The 16,906-nt window shown below is 45.3% G+C and carries 16 protein-coding genes; 7 read left to right on the top strand and 9 right to left on the bottom strand.

Going from position 1 to position 16,906, the window contains the following annotated elements:
* Nucleotides 1-331: 331 nt before the first annotated feature.
* Nucleotides 332-904, top strand: a complete 573-nt coding sequence (locus ACSZO1_RS02495; protein ID WP_437609186.1) for a hypothetical protein — start codon at nt 332-334, stop codon at nt 902-904.
* 93 nt (nt 905-997) lie between these two features.
* Here the strand turns inward: ACSZO1_RS02495 and ACSZO1_RS02500 are convergent, their stop codons facing one another.
* Entirely contained in the window at nt 998-2,290 is a 1,293-nt protein-coding gene (locus ACSZO1_RS02500; RefSeq protein WP_437609189.1) for a MobA/MobL family protein, read from the bottom strand.
* 262 nt (nt 2,291-2,552) lie between these two features.
* Between ACSZO1_RS02500 and ACSZO1_RS02505 the strand changes: the two genes are divergently transcribed.
* Together ACSZO1_RS02505 and ACSZO1_RS02510 are read left to right on the top strand one after the other, a co-directional pair.
* A complete protein-coding gene (locus ACSZO1_RS02505) occupies nt 2,553-2,741 on the top strand; it encodes a hypothetical protein (RefSeq protein ID WP_437609191.1) in 189 nt (62 codons plus the stop codon).
* Complete coding sequence (locus ACSZO1_RS02510; RefSeq protein ID WP_437609193.1) at nt 2,738-3,046, top strand: hypothetical protein; 309 nt, start codon at nt 2,738-2,740, stop codon at nt 3,044-3,046. The genes ACSZO1_RS02505 and ACSZO1_RS02510 overlap by 4 nt, the downstream gene beginning before the upstream one ends.
* 63 nt (nt 3,047-3,109) lie before the next feature.
* On the opposite strand, the gene ACSZO1_RS02515 is transcribed toward ACSZO1_RS02510, so the two are convergent.
* Complete coding sequence (locus ACSZO1_RS02515) at nt 3,110-3,406, bottom strand: hypothetical protein (RefSeq protein ID WP_437609196.1); 297 nt, start codon at nt 3,404-3,406, stop codon at nt 3,110-3,112.
* A gap of 384 nt (nt 3,407-3,790) precedes the next feature.
* Between ACSZO1_RS02515 and ACSZO1_RS02520 the strand changes: the two genes are divergently transcribed.
* The 3 genes from ACSZO1_RS02520 to ACSZO1_RS02530 all read left to right on the top strand — a co-directional run bounded on the left by ACSZO1_RS02520 (nt 3,791) and on the right by ACSZO1_RS02530 (nt 6,578).
* A complete protein-coding gene (locus tag ACSZO1_RS02520; RefSeq protein ID WP_437609198.1) occupies nt 3,791-4,078 on the top strand; it encodes a hypothetical protein in 288 nt (95 codons plus the stop codon).
* A gap of 28 nt (nt 4,079-4,106) precedes the next feature.
* Entirely contained in the window at nt 4,107-4,670 is a 564-nt protein-coding gene (locus ACSZO1_RS02525; RefSeq protein WP_437609200.1) for a hypothetical protein, read from the top strand.
* A 384-nt stretch (nt 4,671-5,054) separates the two neighbouring features.
* On the top strand, nt 5,055-6,578 hold the full coding sequence (locus tag ACSZO1_RS02530) for a protein rep (RefSeq protein WP_437609202.1): 1,524 nt from the start codon (nt 5,055-5,057) through the stop codon (nt 6,576-6,578).
* A 14-nt stretch (nt 6,579-6,592) separates the two neighbouring features.
* Here the strand turns inward: ACSZO1_RS02530 and ACSZO1_RS02535 are convergent, their stop codons facing one another.
* Complete coding sequence (locus ACSZO1_RS02535) at nt 6,593-8,032, bottom strand: tyrosine-type recombinase/integrase (RefSeq protein WP_437609204.1); 1,440 nt, start codon at nt 8,030-8,032, stop codon at nt 6,593-6,595.
* A 125-nt stretch (nt 8,033-8,157) separates the two neighbouring features.
* Here ACSZO1_RS02535 and mutS point away from each other — a divergent pair, with 125 nt between their 5' ends.
* The gene (gene mutS / locus ACSZO1_RS02540) at nt 8,158-10,743 is read left to right on the top strand and encodes a DNA mismatch repair protein MutS (protein WP_437609206.1); all 2,586 of its coding nucleotides are present in this window, start codon (nt 8,158-8,160) and stop codon (nt 10,741-10,743) included.
* Between the two features lie 202 nt (nt 10,744-10,945).
* Here the strand turns inward: mutS and rpoS are convergent, their stop codons facing one another.
* The 6 genes from rpoS to ACSZO1_RS02570 form a co-directional block, all read right to left on the bottom strand.
* Nucleotides 10,946-11,938 carry an RNA polymerase sigma factor RpoS gene (rpoS, locus tag ACSZO1_RS02545; protein ID WP_437609209.1) on the bottom strand — a complete coding sequence of 331 codons (993 nt, stop codon included), beginning with the start codon at nt 11,936-11,938 and terminating at the stop codon, nt 10,946-10,948.
* Between the two features lie 57 nt (nt 11,939-11,995).
* Nucleotides 11,996-13,063 carry a murein hydrolase activator NlpD gene (nlpD, locus tag ACSZO1_RS02550; RefSeq protein ID WP_437609211.1) on the bottom strand — a complete coding sequence of 356 codons (1,068 nt, stop codon included), beginning with the start codon at nt 13,061-13,063 and terminating at the stop codon, nt 11,996-11,998.
* Between the two features lie 170 nt (nt 13,064-13,233).
* Nucleotides 13,234-13,860, bottom strand: a complete 627-nt coding sequence (locus ACSZO1_RS02555; protein WP_437609213.1) for a protein-L-isoaspartate(D-aspartate) O-methyltransferase — start codon at nt 13,858-13,860, stop codon at nt 13,234-13,236.
* Entirely contained in the window at nt 13,860-14,615 is a 756-nt protein-coding gene (gene surE / locus ACSZO1_RS02560) for a 5'/3'-nucleotidase SurE (protein WP_437609216.1), read from the bottom strand. The genes ACSZO1_RS02555 and surE overlap by 1 nt, the downstream gene beginning before the upstream one ends.
* Nucleotides 14,616-14,732: 117 nt before the next feature.
* Nucleotides 14,733-15,662: a LysR family transcriptional regulator gene (locus ACSZO1_RS02565; RefSeq protein ID WP_437609218.1), complete on the bottom strand. Its 930-nt coding sequence runs from the start codon at nt 15,660-15,662 to the stop codon at nt 14,733-14,735.
* A gap of 76 nt (nt 15,663-15,738) precedes the next feature.
* Nucleotides 15,739-16,815 carry a dipeptidase gene (locus ACSZO1_RS02570; protein WP_437609220.1) on the bottom strand — a complete coding sequence of 359 codons (1,077 nt, stop codon included), beginning with the start codon at nt 16,813-16,815 and terminating at the stop codon, nt 15,739-15,741.
* Nucleotides 16,816-16,906: the final 91 nt, after the last annotated feature.

Consider the following 16,906-nt stretch of genomic DNA (forward strand, 5'->3'; position numbering starts at 1 on the left):
CCACAAAACTCAAATTCGAATAAAAACCAGTAGATACAATAGGTTAATCAAAAAAAATTTGCGCAATCCATCGTATTAGCGTATTAGCTCATATTTGAGCTGGCGTCCTATGGTTCTCATTTCCCACGCCCTACTCGCGTTGATTTAAGTGATTGAGGGAGGGGGATAAAACTTCCACCCAATTTTGCCGAAAAAATATGCTCTATCTATGTTTAGACTGACATAGGTAGCAGATTTTATGGTAAAGTTGCATAAGTTATAATCGGTTGCTAACTGATAGCAAATGACAAGTCAGTCATATATTAATATTTTTTAATTTTTGGTGATTATCATGAAATGGATATGGCTAATAGTGTTCTCTTCTATATTGATTTCCTTTTCTAATCTGACATTTGCTGGAAAATATGCAGACGCAACAGGGCTTTATCATGCGAATAAAAATGGTGAGTGCAAGTCACAAAAAATTTATGGTAAAAAGCTACCAGACACCAATATTTCTGGGGTTTGTGTTCCAAATAAGACTTTGATGAATGAAAACCTCAAGCCAATGATATATCTGGGTATTGTCGAACTTACCAACCCCGAAAATCTTCATGTAGTAGAACGTATACAACAACTTCGGTCTGAACCTACTGATGCAAGTAAAGTAGAAATAGATAGCTTCGAGAATAATAAATTTGAACTTGTTGATGGGAGTGTTTTAAAAAAAACCGATTCTAGCTATGTCGGATACATAGGATACCATGAAAAAGCAATTTTTTATAGAGACATAAATCAATGGAAGTTATGCATTAATGGTGAATCCTATAAGGTAGATGTTATTAAAGATGTTAAGTATGGGTACAGTAGAGATAGTATTAATGCATCTGTAAACGACATTGAAAAAATGGATGAGTGCAAATAATCTAGCTAAGGGCTTATCACACTGAAAGCACACTTTCATAATTGATTGTGTGCTGGCAGTAAAAATCTTAATTTCAACTCGATACTTTTTTACTTATAAGCCATAACCTATTTTTCTTTTCGGCTTTACTTTTATTTTATAGTCATTTGTCATTATAATATCATAGTCTTTTATTTTATTTCCGCCAATCTTCAATTTCACAAATATTTCTTTTGTTTGTTTATCTTTCAGAAAGGTTTGATAGTTTTCGTAATCCTTGACTGCTAAATGATCTGTATTTGCCATCTTTTGGGATTTCACAAAATCATCAGAATTCCAATACTCTCCATTTTTAATCCTTTTCTTCATTTCTTTTTTTTGCTTTTTGAAAAGTCTCTTATTCGCTAAATATTCAAGTCGTGATTTGAATCGTTCTTTAAATGGTATTTTATAAACATATTCTTTTACTTTCATGGGTTCGCTGGTATTTTCCGCACAAACAGCGGAAACAGGAACAATCGGAAGTGTTTCGTTGTTTTGTTTTTTTTGTCTTGGACGGCGAACAACTGGATCAGGATTTCTATTTTCAATAATTATTGATTCAGGAGCATTGAGAAGATCTTTAAAACGTTTATATTCTTTTTCTGATTTTCTCTCAATCTGTATTTTTATTTCAAACCTTTTTGATTGTTCTTCTTTTAAATATTTTTGAGGCACTCTTTTAAACGCTGTTCTATCCAACAAGACAACACGTTTATAATTTTCAGGCGTGGGATTATTTTCAAAATATTCTGTCGCTTCTAAAAGCTGAGCGTTTAAAGTTCTTCTGTCTATTCTTGAATCATGATTATATTTTGTCAAATAACTATTAGTATCATCCTCCCAAGATAATCTCCATTTTTCTACGTTTTCTTTATTGTTCCACTCCCTGCCAATAACATTGTTTTTTGCAAACTGCTTACCAGAGGGATCAAGTTCTCTTGTAGTAGTCATAATATGGCAATGAATATTATCTTTTTTATCCTTATGTATCGCATAGTTTGCAATCATGCCAACGCTAGTAAAGTTCTCTTTTATGAAATTCTCGGTTAACTCTTTATTTTGTTCAAGTGTCAATTCGTTGGGTAATGCAATAATAAAAGCACGAGCAAGACGGCTATTAGACCTATTTTCTTTCTTCTCAACGGTGTTCCATAGATAAGACGGATTTTTAAAATCATTACTGGCACCGCTTGGCAACAGTACATCACTAAAAGCTACGTCATCAGCTTTATGTGCATAATGCCAGCTTGTGCCGTCTTTTTCGTTTTTGTCGTCTATGCGGTTGATATAGGCGGAATGAGCAACGGCATTGTTCAGCCTTTGGCCTCTTGCGACTATATTACATTGAAAACTATATATTGCCATTTCTTGAAATCCTTTGTTTTTTTGGTTTTGCTGTATGCCCTTGCTTTTGATTTTAAGAGGCCCCTGCCAGGCCCATTACAAAGTAAGCGTAGCGAAACTTTGTGTATATGGGTATTGCTTTTATATTTTGTCTTCGCCAAAACATAAAACAATAATAACCACGTCTCTCTCTATATATATAAAATAACGGATTTGAAAAAATAATCAAATTTGACATATTTATTAAAAGAGTTATATATAAATAAAAAGTCGAGGTAAATATATGTTGATTTTAATTGGTGTGTTGTTTTGTTTGATGTATTTATATTCAATGATGGAGGATATAGCCACAAGGAAAGTCAGTAATAAAATGAGCAGTTTAAAAAAGAAATACGATGATACCGTGAAAGAATATAATATTTTGCAGGTTGCGAAAAAACTAAAAAATAGAAATAAAAGTGGTGAGCAATGAAAAAAACGAATGATGAATTAATAGAAGGTTATAAACGTAAGATACAACAAGTTAAGGAAAGATCGAAAAAAGAAACTCTCCAAAAACTTAAAAAAGACAAAAAAGCTTTTGACCATCAAAAATATATTTTGGCTGGTAGTATCTTGAAAGTATTAGATTTAAACATTAATGCTGATGCTGAAACAGTAAAAGATCTATTGCCTTGTATTATTGGTTACCTTGAAAGTAAAAAACATTATATTAGTCAAGATAGAAACAGGAATAGAGGCAACGAAATATTAAATGATTGGAGTGTAGAGAAATGATAGGAATGGAACTTGAATATTACAAAGAAAATAAATAAAAGCCCTTTGAGGGCTTTTATTTGGTTATTCGTCCTCGTCAAATAAATATTTGTAATATTCTGGAGCAACATCTATTTTCTTTTTATTGAGCTTTTCAGCTAACAGCTCAACAGAAGCTATAATAAAATCATCTTCATTATTGTCACTTTCTTCTGTTAAACAATCATCACCCCAACCTGCGATTTTATATTTTCCGCAGGTGAAATGTATAAGATCGTCAACATTAATCTTACCTATGTCGTCTATATTATTCTCTTCTATATATTCTTTTATTTCATCTTCTGTGAATTGATAAGTTCTTGCAAATTCGAAAACATACATAAAAACGACTCCTAAGCCTAAATTGTCAAACGCTTAATCGGGGGTTCCCTTTTAAGGGTTCCGATTTAGTGATTGACAACTCTACCATAGAAAAACTTGGCAAGGGTAGAAGGCGAACGAAGTGAACCCTCTACCTATAAGACAAATGATTTTAATGATCAATTTGATCGGTATAAACGATCATTTAGCAACTCACGATAGTCAAAAACTATCAAAACACACATCATCGATCGGTGAAACAATTGATTTAACCGATCGATATAAGATATTATTATAGATAAAACCTATCATAATTCGATTTTTGATCGATACAAACGATATGACAGCCCTTTCAAAATGGATCAATTATATCAATTAGTTATGAACTCATAGTAAGGAAAGAACATGTCAGAGTGCCCATTTTGTAAAGCCGCAGTTCATGAGGAAGCTACGGTTTGTCGTGGTTGTGGGGCTGAAAAAGTCAGCTCACTTGCTCGTCATTTGCAGAAGCAGGAAAGACAAGTTGCAGCCACAATCATTCCATGCGGTATCGTTGGTGCGATTTTCGGTGTTTGTGCTGGGGTGATGGCGCACAGTTCAGTAGTTGGATATGGCATTTTCATCTTGATGTTGCTCCTCCCTATTCTGGTAATTTATTTTTCAAAAAGAAATAAAACCATCTGGTACAGATAGCTTTATTAAAAGACATAGGTGCATCTTAATGAAAAGAACCATTGCCGCTTTATGTTTTCCATCGTTTATGATGACAGCAGGGTGCCAGCAGTTAAATAATGCTGCTGATACATTAAGCTCGTCATTCTCTTCTTTAAATAGTGTTTTAAGCCCTTCTGGTAATAAAAGTAGTACATCCGAAACGGATAACCTTCCCGTCAACACCGTTAACGGTTTAAGCGTTATTTGTCGTGATTATGAAGCCAATGCGATGGCAGGCAAAAAGAACTGGGTTGGTAAGAAGGTCAGCATAAGCAATGCCACGGTTCTGGAAGCGCAGGAGGCATACGATACAATGAAGTACCTTGGTGCGCAGCGAGATCATAAAACTTACGCCATCATTTTTCAGACGGCTGATACGAAATATTGCGGTGGGGCTGTTCTGCTGACTTATTACGCTGGTCAAGATGATGATATTTTGAAATACAAAAAAGGTCAGAAAGTGAATATTACTGGTGTTATCTATGACATTGGCGACAGGACGTTTAACTCGCATAATAACGGCAACATGGCATGGAAAGTGATTAAAATGCAAAATGGCGTTATTCGTTAAATATGATAAGTATTTTAAATAATGGGGCAACCCCCATTATTATCCCTTTCTAGTAAGCATTGCAAAAACATCAACAATAAATGTAAAATTGCAAAAAATGAAATATAGGCGCACATTAGCTGCGCCCTCTACTTGATTATACAGAAACAACGGCGGTAAAAATATTTCCACGCAAACCTTGTGCCGCAAGGCATAAGGTTAATTTTGCGTGAGAAAATATTGGGAAAATATTGTTTCTGTATAAGGGTTTGCCCTTCGGCAGGGATTAATCCCTGAGAGAAAATTTATTAAAATAAATAGATATCTATATTTGACAAAAAAGAAAAAACCTCTTATCTATTAACTTACCACAGTCAAATAAATAGGAGGCTTTAAAGTATCTACATGTTAAATATTACACAACAAATAATAGATGTCAAATATAAGCTAACGGAATTAGCAAAAATAAATGCAGATATTCTTAACAAGAGAAAATCCCAAAATATAGAGTTAGCAAAACACTTTTATAGGCGAAGTACTACAACAGGCTTAAATTCAGTTAAACAAAGAGCTAACAGAATATTTGGTTGCAATCTAAATCGATTTTCACTTATAGCAAATGATTACGCATACAACATTCTTACTAATCGTTGTCGTGATAGACATTGCCCAGACTGCCAAAGAGTGAGATCCTTTATATGGCAAGACGAAATTATGAAAATCATACCTTCCCTGATAACAGAACGTGATAACGACGGTTTTCTCTTTATTACTTTAACTGTAAATAACCCATTAATTAGAGATCTTTCTGCTGTAATGAGTGCAATGTCCACAGCTTTCAAAAGAATGATACAATCTGAACTCAGCAGTTTTTTAGTTGGTGGCGTCAGAACATTTGAAATAACGAGAGGGAAAACAGAAAAAAATCGCTGCCACCCACATATACACGCCTTATTACAAGTTAAAAATACATATTTTAAACACCATTATATTAGCAAAGCTCTTTTAAGCGAAATATGGTTAAAACATGTTTCACGAGAATTAATGAAGGCTAATTTATTTGATCCAAATGATTATAGTTCAGGAATAATAGTTGACATTTCCAGAGTTATATCTTCTGATAAATACGACAAAATAAAACAAAAACAAATATCAAAGAAAGACTTAAAAAATAGCGATTACCTTAATAGCAAAAATATCAACATTAACAACAATGGTCAAAAAGTCATAAACTACGTGTTGAAGTATACAACAAAAGAAAACAACCTGTTTAATGGTGATAACTGGTCTTTTGAGTATGACAAGCAAATAAAAGGAAAGAGATTAATTTCTACTTTTGGTACTTATAAAGAAGAATTGGCAAAATACAGAAGAGAGAAACGTTATCATCATTATAATGAAGCGGAATTTTTAGATAAATTAAAGTCCAGAGCAAATATAAAAGATATCGAAGATAGCAATGTTTTTTATTGTGTCTATGATAATGAATATCTAGCAGAAAGGACAACGCTATCAAAAGCATTATTCAACAAACGCCATATGATAGTTAAAAACATTGAAAAAAAACAGACAGATTCTTCACAAGTAGCTTTTATTGGACACACAACGCAGAAAGATTTAGACAAACAAATGAAAATATTCGATGACACCCCGTCTAACAAGAACTTTGAAGCTTTAAATAAAGTTATTACTGATATGAACTTATCGAAGAAAAACAAACGCGCATTGCATCAACGCTTAGTTAATGCTGGACATAGAGTAATGATTAATGAATATCAATACTATATTAAGCATGATGAAAGCGTTATATATGACACATTTGATTTTGCATTTGATACAGACCTAATAGATGTTAATGACGTTTATTTAGAATACGATAATATACATAATTTAGAAATATTAGATAGTTTTAGTCAGCTTCCTTGCTGACTAAACCAGAATGATTAAGATTCAATAGGTAAAGGCGGATATTTTTCAGACGCCAGAAGGTCATTATAAAGCCTGGGTGATTTAGATAATATATTTAGCTCAATCCTTTGCATAGCTTCTTTAATTCGCTCAAAATCAGGGTCTGCATAACGTTCCGTTGGGTCAGTAGTATTTCTATGATTAAGCAATCTTTTAACTACCGCATATGATGCTAATTCTTCGGCTATACGTCCAAAAGTGCGCCGCAAATCATGAACACCTAGTTTTATAATCCCAGCTTCTTCGCAAAGCTTAATACGAAGTTCTTTTGAATCTGAGTAATGCCCAGCCTTGCTTTTTTTAGAGCGAGCAGGAAAGACAAATTTTTCTAGCCTTGCATGGCCTATATAGTTTTCCTCAACAAGATCTTTTCTATCTTCTAAAATCCTATACATTGCATCGCATATAGGAAGAGTATGATTATTCCTGTTTTTCGTATCATAGAAAAAAATAATTCTATTTTTAAGATCGACAAAGTTAGTTCTTTTTGCCTCTTCGTCTGTTATTTTATCACGCCAACATAAGGACGCCGATTCTTCTTTTCTTGTACCAGACAAAATAGTTACAAGAAGATAATCAGCACCAAGCCTATTAGTAAAACGCTTGTAATATATAGCGTCTAAAAACTGCTTTAATGTATCACGTGGTGATAGCGGATTTCGTATATTCTTTTCTCTATAATTCTCTTCTAACTCTGAACGTGTTCTATATTTCTTCTGCACAGCCAATATAGAAAATGGATTATAAATTATGCTTGGTTGTCTTTGCTGTGTCTGTGCATTAATAGCCTCAATCTCGATAGCATGTTTGACAGCAACATTAATCCATCTAAATGTTTGCTCCGCTGCCGTTCGTGCTCTTATTGCTATTTCGTCAAACTTTCTTAAAATCTCGTTACCAGTAAGATCTTTTATCCTTAAATCAGACCATTCTTTCAATCTATTTTCAGCTTTATTAAAAACAATGATGGTATTAGGTTTCGCCGGTTTAGAACGTGTTGTTAAATGATTGCGATACTGTTCAAATATTTCTTTAACAGTTAATTCTGAAGCGTCAGTTTCACGCTGAACCTTGTTTGGATTACGCTTCGTCAACTTCATATCTTGCACATACTTGCGAGCCTTCTCGCGTGCTTGTGCAATGTTCTCAAAATCACTGACGTTACCTAATGTGGCTCTGATAACCTGCATTCCACTATCAGAGTCTGCAACACGTCTTTGTATGTAGTAGGTCTTCTTTGTAGCTGACACTTTGACGCCAAATCCGACTGGGGCTTCCCTATGCGCGTCTGTGATAAAGTACGGTTTACGCTGTTCGTTTAGCTCAAAGATCAACTGACCATCAGGCATAATTTTGGGCTTAAAATCAATCGATAGTGTCTTTACTACAAGCTGTTGATTTAAAGTGATTTTCATATGATTTGTATACCAGTCTGTTTTTCGTTCAGCAAAGCGAATCGCTGATATACATATAGTATACATTTTTTCGCTGTGTGTGTGTTAATGTATACCAAAACACACTCACCTTAGAGTTTTGATAAATGGATAAATATAGTAAAATCAAAGACAAGAGTGTTACAATTGAGGGGGTAGAAAACCATACCCCAATGATGCAGCAGTACCTGCGCCTGAAGGCCGAGCATCCGGAAATTCTGCTGTTTTACCGCATGGGCGACTTCTATGAGCTGTTTTATGACGATGCCAAACGCGCCTCGCAGCTGCTGGAAATCTCCCTGACCAAACGTGGCGCCTCTGCAGGTGAGCCGATCCCGATGGCCGGCGTGCCACACCATGCGGTGGAAAACTATCTGGCTAAGCTGGTGCAGCTCGGTGAATCCGTGGCGATCTGTGAACAGATTGGCGATCCGGCACTGAGCAAAGGGCCGGTGGAGCGCAAAGTGGTGCGCATTGTGACGCCAGGCACCATCAGTGATGAAGCGCTGTTGCAGGAGCGTCAGGACAACCTGCTGGCGGCCATCTGGCAGGGCTCGCGCGGCTTTGGCTACGCGACCCTCGATATCAGCTCTGGCCGCTTCCGCGTTGCGGAACCGACTGACAAAGAGACCATGGCGGCAGAGCTGCAGCGGACTAATCCGGCAGAATTGCTCTATCCGGAAGATTTTGCTGCCATGGAACTGATTGAAAATCGCCGTGGCATGCGCCGTCGTCCACTGTGGGAATTCGAACCCGATACCGCCCGCCAGCAGCTTAACCTGCAGTTTGGCACCCGCGATCTGACCGGTTTTGGCGTCGAGCAGGCGCATATGGCGCTGCGTGCCGCCGGCTGTCTGCTGCAATATGTCAAAGACACCCAGCGTACTGCCCTGCCGCATATCCGCTCCATCACCATGGAGCGCCAGCAGGATGGCATCATTATGGATGCCGCTACCCGGCGTAATCTGGAAATCACGCAAAACCTGGCGGGTGGCATTGAGAATACCCTTGCGTCAGTGCTGGACCGCACCGTGACGCCAATGGGCAGCCGCATGCTGAAGCGCTGGCTGCATATGCCAATCCGTGATGCTGTTACCATTAACCATCGTCAGGAAAGTATCACCGCCCTGCAGGAAACGGGGGCCGAACTGCAACCGTCCCTGCGTCAGGTTGGCGATTTAGAGCGTATTCTGGCACGCCTGGCACTGCGTACTGCCCGCCCGCGCGATCTGGCGCGTATGCGTCATGCTTTCCAGCAGTTGCCAGCTCTTCAGGCACAACTGGCAGACAGTCAGGTGCCGTACCTGCAAACACTGCGCAGTAATATGGGTCAGTTTGATGAGCTGCGTGAATTGCTGGAACACGCCATTATTGAATCACCACCGGTGCTGGTGCGTGATGGCGGCGTTATCGCCCCTGGCTACAATGCTGAGCTGGACGAGTGGCGTGCGCTGGCGGATGGTGCGACCGATTATCTCGACCGTCTGGAAATTCGTGAGCGCGAAAGGCTGGGCCTCGATACGCTGAAAGTCGGCTTTAATGCAGTACATGGTTACTATATTCAGGTCAGCCGCGGGCAAAGCCATCTGGTGCCGATCAACTACGTCCGCCGCCAGACGCTGAAAAATGCTGAGCGCTACATTATTCCTGAGCTGAAGGAGTATGAAGACAAGGTTCTGACTTCAAAAGGCAAAGCGCTGGCGCTGGAAAAGAGCCTTTATGATGAGCTGTTTGAACTGCTGCTGCCGCATCTGGAAGCGTTACAGCTGAGCGCCGCGGCATTGGCCGAACTGGATGTGCTGTCCAACCTTGCTGAGCGCGCCTGGACGCTAAACTACACCCGGCCAACGCTGAGTGACAAAACCGGTATCAGTGTGACGGGTGGTCGCCATCCGGTGGTGGAACAGGTGCTGAAAGAACCGTTTATCGCCAACCCATTGCAGTTGTCACCACAGCGCCGCATGCTGATCATTACCGGCCCGAATATGGGCGGTAAAAGTACCTATATGCGCCAGACTGCGCTGATCACGCTCATGGCTTATATCGGCAGTTTTGTCCCGGCAGAGCAGGCCACAATTGGTCCGGTAGATCGCATCTTTACCCGCGTCGGAGCGGCAGATGACCTGGCATCAGGACGTTCGACCTTTATGGTGGAAATGACGGAAACCGCCAACATTCTGCATAACGCTACCGAGCACAGCCTGGTGTTGATGGATGAAATAGGCCGCGGCACCTCCACCTATGACGGTCTGTCGCTGGCGTGGGCCTGTGCGGAAAGCCTGGCAAGCCGGATTAAAGCCATGACGCTGTTCGCGACGCATTACTTCGAACTCACCACGTTGCCGGAAAAAATGGAAGCGGTGGTCAATGTGCATCTCGATGCCATTGAGCATGGTGATACCATCGCCTTTATGCACAGCGTGCAGGATGGCGCGGCCAGCAAGAGTTACGGTCTGGCGGTCGCAGCGCTGGCCGGGGTGCCGAAAGAGGTGATTAAACGTGCGCGGCAGAAGCTGAAAGAACTGGAAGCCCTGTCTGGCAGTGCCGCGGCGTCCAGCACCGACGGTGCGCAGTTACCCCTGCTGGTGGAAGAAACCTCCCCTGCCGTGGAAGCTCTGGAAGCGTTAGATCCCGATTCCCTGTCGCCGCGTCAGGCACTGGAATGGATCTACCGTTTAAAAGCGCTGGTATAACTGCAGACATCACAACGGGCCATTGGTATGAGAGATGGCCTGTTGATGGCAGTGATTCAGAACCAGGATGGCAATGATTAAACGACTGGTGAACCTGAGACGCTCTTTCTCTGCGGGAAAACAGGCAATAAAAAAGCGGTGGCTTACGCCACCGCTTTTCGCATCTACCTGTACTCAGCCAGATTTACACTGAATCGCGTTCTTATTCGCGGAACAGGGCTTCGATATTCAGTCCCTGGGTCTGCAGAATTTCACGCAGACGACGCAGGCCTTCAACCTGAATCTGACGCACACGCTCGCGGGTCAAACCAATTTCATGACCCACATCTTCCAGCGTGGCCGCTTCATAGCCCAGCAGGCCGAAACGACGCGCCAGCACTTCACGCTGCTTGGCGTTCAGTTCGAACAGCCATTTGACGATGCTCTGTTTCATATCATCGTCCTGCGTGGTGTCTTCCGGACCGTTGTCTTTCTCATCGGCCAGAATATCCAGCAGCGCTTTTTCCGAATCCCCGCCTAATGGGGTATCGACTGAGGTAATGCGTTCGTTGAGACGCAGCATACGGCTGACATCATCAACAGGTTTATCAAGCTGTTCAGCGATCTCTTCCGCACTTGGCTCATGATCCAGTTTGTGAGAAAGCTCGCGTGCTGTACGCAGATAAACATTGAGTTCTTTTACGATATGGATCGGCAGACGAATGGTACGGGTTTGATTCATAATCGCCCGTTCAATAGTCTGACGAATCCACCAGGTGGCGTACGTGGAAAAGCGGAACCCTCTTTCCGGGTCAAACTTCTCTACGGCGCGGATAAGGCCGAGATTACCCTCTTCAATCAGGTCCAGCAGCGCCAGACCACGATTGCTGTAACGTCGGGCGATCTTCACCACCAGGCGTAAGTTACTCTCGATCATGCGGCGACGTGAAGGAATGTCGCCCCGTAATGCGCGGCGAGCGAAGAACACTTCTTCCTCTGCCGTTAACAACGGAGAATATCCGATCTCTCCCAGATAGAGCTGCGTGGCATCCAGCACTCTTTGCGTCGCACCCTGCGACATCAACTCTTCTTCAGCTAAATCGTCATCACCAGGTTCGTTTCCGACAAGAGCCTTCTCGTCAAAAATCTCAGCTCCGTTCTCGTCGAATTCCGCATCTTCGTGTAACTCGTTAACTTTCAGCGTATTCTGGCTCATAAGCGGCTCCTACCCGTGATCCCAGGGCAGAACACCAAGCTTCAGGGTTCTGCCGGTTTATCGCTGCGGTAAATATCGCAACGGGTTGACGGATTTCCCCTTGTAACGAATTTCAAAATGCAATCTAACTGAACTGGTACCTGTGCTGCCCATCGTCGCAATCTTCTGACCCGCCTGCACTTCTTGTTGCTCGCGGACCAGCATTGAGTCGTTGTGCGCATAGGCGCTCAGGTAATCATCATTATGTTTGATGATAATCAAATTACCGTAACCACGCAGCGCGTTACCCGCATATACCACTCGCCCGGAGGCGGTTGATACCACAGGTTGTCCACGTGACCCCGAGATATCGACACCTTTGTTCCCGCCTTCAGAAGCGGAGAAGTTATCGATAATCTTACCGTCAGTCGGCCAACGCCAGCTGCCAACCGGAGTGGCGCTGGAGGTAGTGCTGCTGACAGTCGGGGCGGTAACCGGGGCTGTTGTCGTTGCAACAGTTGTTCCCGCTGAAGGCAACATTTTGCCTCCCGTCGACTTACCAGAATCCTCAGAATACGTAATAACCGGTTGTTGTGCAACCGTTGCTGATTTAATTTGCGTCGATCCCGGTGTCAGCGGTACGCCGCCCTGCGTTGCGTCCGCAACAGTAATCGCATTACCGCCGGTAATTGGCGTTCCCGCGCTGTTGCCGACCTGCAGATTCTGACCAACGTTGAGGCTGTAAGGCTCCGGGATATTATTACGCTGCGCCAGATCGCGATAATCATTGCCGGTAATCCAGGCAATATAGAACAGCGTATCGCCGCGTTTTACCTGATATGTGCTGCCGCCGCCGTAGCTGCCTTTGGGAATATTCCCATAACTGCGGTTGTAGACAATACGCCCGTTCATCGTCTGAACCGGGGTATCCGCCGTACCGCGGGACATGACCGGCGCACCGCCGCTCAGCATACCGCCACGGCTCGGTGGCGTGCTGACAAGGCCTGAATCGCCGCTGTTACCGTCAACGCTGCTAATGGGCGCACGCGTGGTATTACCATTATTGGCGCAACCCGCCAGCCAAAAACTTACCAGTGAAAGTGCCGCGATACGGCTTAATTTAAATACTGGGCTTCCCGTGCTCATTGATCCCCCGTGACGGCAAAACTTAGATAAATCCAGGTAAAAACTCGGCAAACAGTCGCCATAAAATGCGAATATCGCTCTGCAACAGGCAGAAATTGCTAATAATACTAACAATATCAAAACAAGCGTGCCATGAAACAGTTGTGAAGAAATGCAAGGACGCGTCCGCGTCAGGCTAAATCACCTTTCACCAGCGGGACAAAACGCACCGCTTCAATCGTATCGGCAATAAATTCCCCGCCTTTACGCCGGATGCGTTTCAGTACCTGCTGGTCCTCACCGACCGGCAGCACCATAATGCCGCCTTCATCCAGCTGCGCCATCAGTTCAGTCGGAATTTCTGGCGGTGCGGCAGTGACGATAATGGCGTCAAACGGCCCACGCGCGGGCCAGCCATGCCAGCCATCGCCGTGGCGGGTGGAAACATTGTGCAGATCGAGCTGCTTCAGCCGCCGTTTGGCCTGCCACTGCAGCCCTTTGATGCGCTCGACGGAGCAGACATGCTCCACCAGATGCGCCAGAATCGCCGTCTGGTAGCCCGAACCGGTGCCAATTTCCAGCACGCGCGAACCGGGCGTCAGCTCCAGCAGCGCCGTCATACGCGCCACCATATAAGGTTGCGAAATCGTCTGGCCGGAGCCAATCGGTAAGGCGACGTTTTCCCAGGCCTTATGTTCAAAGGCCTCATCAACAAAACGTTCGCGCGGCACATCGGCAATCGCCTGCAATATGCGCTCATCATCAATGCCCTGCTGACGCAGCTGCGCCAGCAACGTATCAATTCGCTTGCTTACCATTACTTACTGACCCCGGATTTGATTAACCAGCCCGCCAGCATCTCCTGTGCGCCATGCGCTGTGAGATCGACATGCAATGCGGTGACAGAAACATAGCCCTCGTCCACTGCGGCGAAATCGGTGTCCGGGCCGGCATCAAATTTATCACCCGGCGGGCCAATCCAGTACAACGTATTACCACGCGGGTCCTGCTGTGGGATCACCTGGTCGGCAGGATGACGACTGCCACAACGGGTCACGCGGATGCCCTTAATCTGTTCCAGCGGCAGATCCGGTACATTAATATTCAGGATGCGCCCGGTGCGCAACGGCTCACGCTGCAGTGCGCGCAGAATGTTGCAGGTTACCGCCGCGGCGGTTTCATAATGCTGATGACCATCCAGTGACACCGCCAGCGCCGGCAGGCCAAGATGTCGCCCTTCCATTGCCGCCGCCACCGTACCGGAGTAAATCACGTCATCACCCAGATTCGGCCCGGCATTGATGCCGGATACCACGATATCGGGTTTCGGCTGCATCAGCGCATTCACGCCAAGATAGACGCAGTCGGTCGGCGTGCCCATCTGCACCGCGATATCGCCGTTCGGAAACGGGAACGTGCGTAACGGCGTTTCCAGCGTCAGCGAGTTCGACGCACCACTGCGGTTGCGATCGGGCGCCACAATCTGCACCTCAGCAAATTCACGCAGGGCTTTGGCCAGAACCTGAATCCCCGGCGCATGAATACCATCATCGTTGCTCAGCAAAATCCGCATCTGTGACAGAACCTTGTTATGGAAGAAAAAACACGCCTTGCGGCTTGCTGCATTTTAGCTGGCTGAAAAGCGAAGTGGTAGGCGTTAATTCCTGGAGTGAGACAGCTGCAGGGCGATTTACTGCCCCTGCGCCGGGTGTGACGGGGTAAAAAACAGCGTTTCGCACTGGCGTGCGATGTCCCACAATTTCTGCCGGATCACCTGTTTTAGCTGCAAAGTTGACTGCGATTGTGGCTGATCACGCCGGCTAATCAGCATCACTTCAAACGGCAGTGGCTGGGCAATCGGCACAATCTTCAACTGGCCACAATAACGGCAGGCGGTAAACAGATCGACAATACCCACGCCGCCCCCCGCCAGTACCATATCGGCAATCACCGAGTAGGTTTTGATATACAACGAAGCAGCAGGCTGCAGCGCCTTGTCGCGCAGCGCGCGATGCAGCACCCGGCCCAGCGGGTCCTGGTTCTGCATCATTAACAAATTATTCTGGCACAGCCATTCGAGCGTCACCGGTCCCTGCTGCGGGCTGTCCAGCGGCAGCACCGCCACCATTGAGGAGTGAAACAACGGCTCCGCCAGCAGATCCGCATGCACCTGCTGGCCGAATACCAGGGCAAAATCGAGTTCATCACGCAGAATGCCCTGGCACAGGGCACTGAAGTGTTCTGTCACCAGTTCGACATCACCTGCCGCTGCCTGCTGGCGATAAGTGACCAGCGCAGGCGCCAGCACCATCTGACCAAAGGCATGCGCGGCACCAAGACGTACCGTCTGACCCTCGCCTTTACGCAGTTGTTCGCTCAGCTGATTTATCGCCTGCAAACGCTGATACAGTTCATCCACTTCCGGCAGCAAACGACGGCCTTCGGCGGTCACCACCAGCCCCTGATTGCGCCGTTCAAACAGCGAAAACCCCAGCTGCTGCTCCGCGTGACTCAGTACCCGGCTGACATTCGGCTGCGACACGTTTAACAACCGTGCCGCGCCGCTGATGGTGCCGCTCTGCACAATAGCCTGAAACACTTCGATATGACGCAACCGCATGGCTCGTTCTCATTTGATGGTTAACCTATAACCTTAAGCTATGCAAAGAGGATGCCGGATTGGCGCAATTGCGTGATTATTCTCCCCAGGTGGCTTCCAGCACCCGCACCCAGTTACGCCAGCAAATCTTCTCCAGCAGCGCGCGATCGTAACCGCGGTGTGCCAGCGCCTGCACCAGCAGCGGCAGTCCGGCGACATCTTTCATATCAAACGGAATCGTGGTGCCATCAAAGTCAGAGCCAAAGCCGACGCCATCTTCACCCACTTTTTCCAGCAGATAGTCGACATGGCGCACAATCTCATCCACGGTCGCATCCGGGTTCTTTTTGCCATCTTCGCGCAGGAACATGGTGCCAAAGTTGACGCCAACAAAACCATTACGCTCGCGGATCGCCGCCAGCTGTCTGTCGGTGAGATTACGCGACTGGGCACACAGGGCATGGGCATTGGAGTGACTGGCCACCAGCGGCGCGTCGGAGATCTCCGCCGTTTGCCAGAAGCCGTTCTCATCCATATGCGACAGATCGACCATAATGCGCAGCTGGTTACAGGCGCGCACCAGGCGTAATCCGGCCTCCGTCAGCCCCGGGCCGATATCCGGTGATGACGGGAAGCGGAATGGCACTCCGTGACCAAAGATATTGGTGCGGCTCCATACCGGGCCAAGGGTACGCAGACCGGCGGCGTACAACACCTCCAGCAGTTCCAGGTCCGCATCCAGCGCTTCCGCGCCTTCAATATGCATCACCATTGCCAGCACACCCTGTTCAACGCAGTGGCGGATATCGGCGCCACTGCGGCAGATTTTCGCCTGTCCTGCCGACATTTTTTCGATACGCAACAAGGTGCTAAGCATCGAAAAGGTAATCTCGCGCGCTTCATCCTGCCCCGGCGTTGCCGGCACGCTGGCGAAATCTAATTTTCCTGGCGCGTTTCTTGCTTTAACCCCCCCGGTAGGCACATAGGCGGCAAACAGGCCGCCTGCCATACCGCCCTGTTGAATGCGTGGCAAATCCATCTGACCCGCCGCAGGGCCATGAATAAATGCGCCAGCCGGATCGTCGGCATGTGAGCGCCACAGGCGCAGTAACACATCATTGTGACCGTCAAAAACCGGTACCAGCGTGGCGTCAGGAGAAACGATGTCAGACATGTAAAAAATCCCGTAAACGGATGAACAGAGTGAGAAAAATGCCTCGTGAAAGCGCATGCGCCCCAAAAAGGTGCACTGCTGCCACGCAGAG

The sequence above is a fragment of the Erwinia sp. V71 genome (assembly GCF_965644245.1).
GTDB lineage: Bacteria > Pseudomonadota > Gammaproteobacteria > Enterobacterales > Enterobacteriaceae > Erwinia.

What these genes read in the sequence shown, in the direction of transcription:
- ACSZO1_RS02495 (WP_437609186.1), top strand. Translation starts at nt 332, where the DNA reads ATGAAATGGATATGGCTAATAGTGTTCTCTTCTATATTGATTTCCTTT.
- ACSZO1_RS02500 (WP_437609189.1), bottom strand. Translation starts at nt 2,290, where the DNA reads ATGGCAATATATAGTTTTCAATGTAATATAGTCGCAAGAGGCCAAAGG.
- ACSZO1_RS02505 (WP_437609191.1), top strand. Translation starts at nt 2,553, where the DNA reads ATGTTGATTTTAATTGGTGTGTTGTTTTGTTTGATGTATTTATATTCA.
- ACSZO1_RS02510 (WP_437609193.1), top strand. Translation starts at nt 2,738, where the DNA reads ATGAAAAAAACGAATGATGAATTAATAGAAGGTTATAAACGTAAGATA.
- ACSZO1_RS02515 (WP_437609196.1), bottom strand. Translation starts at nt 3,406, where the DNA reads ATGTATGTTTTCGAATTTGCAAGAACTTATCAATTCACAGAAGATGAA.
- ACSZO1_RS02520 (WP_437609198.1), top strand. Translation starts at nt 3,791, where the DNA reads ATGTCAGAGTGCCCATTTTGTAAAGCCGCAGTTCATGAGGAAGCTACG.
- ACSZO1_RS02525 (WP_437609200.1), top strand. Translation starts at nt 4,107, where the DNA reads ATGAAAAGAACCATTGCCGCTTTATGTTTTCCATCGTTTATGATGACA.
- ACSZO1_RS02530 (WP_437609202.1), top strand. Translation starts at nt 5,055, where the DNA reads ATGTTAAATATTACACAACAAATAATAGATGTCAAATATAAGCTAACG.
- ACSZO1_RS02535 (WP_437609204.1), bottom strand. Translation starts at nt 8,032, where the DNA reads ATGAAAATCACTTTAAATCAACAGCTTGTAGTAAAGACACTATCGATT.
- mutS (WP_437609206.1), top strand. Translation starts at nt 8,158, where the DNA reads ATGGATAAATATAGTAAAATCAAAGACAAGAGTGTTACAATTGAGGGG.
- rpoS (WP_437609209.1), bottom strand. Translation starts at nt 11,938, where the DNA reads ATGAGCCAGAATACGCTGAAAGTTAACGAGTTACACGAAGATGCGGAA.
- nlpD (WP_437609211.1), bottom strand. Translation starts at nt 13,063, where the DNA reads ATGAGCACGGGAAGCCCAGTATTTAAATTAAGCCGTATCGCGGCACTT.
- ACSZO1_RS02555 (WP_437609213.1), bottom strand. Translation starts at nt 13,860, where the DNA reads ATGGTAAGCAAGCGAATTGATACGTTGCTGGCGCAGCTGCGTCAGCAG.
- surE (WP_437609216.1), bottom strand. Translation starts at nt 14,615, where the DNA reads ATGCGGATTTTGCTGAGCAACGATGATGGTATTCATGCGCCGGGGATT.
- ACSZO1_RS02565 (WP_437609218.1), bottom strand. Translation starts at nt 15,662, where the DNA reads ATGCGGTTGCGTCATATCGAAGTGTTTCAGGCTATTGTGCAGAGCGGC.
- ACSZO1_RS02570 (WP_437609220.1), bottom strand. Translation starts at nt 16,815, where the DNA reads ATGTCTGACATCGTTTCTCCTGACGCCACGCTGGTACCGGTTTTTGAC.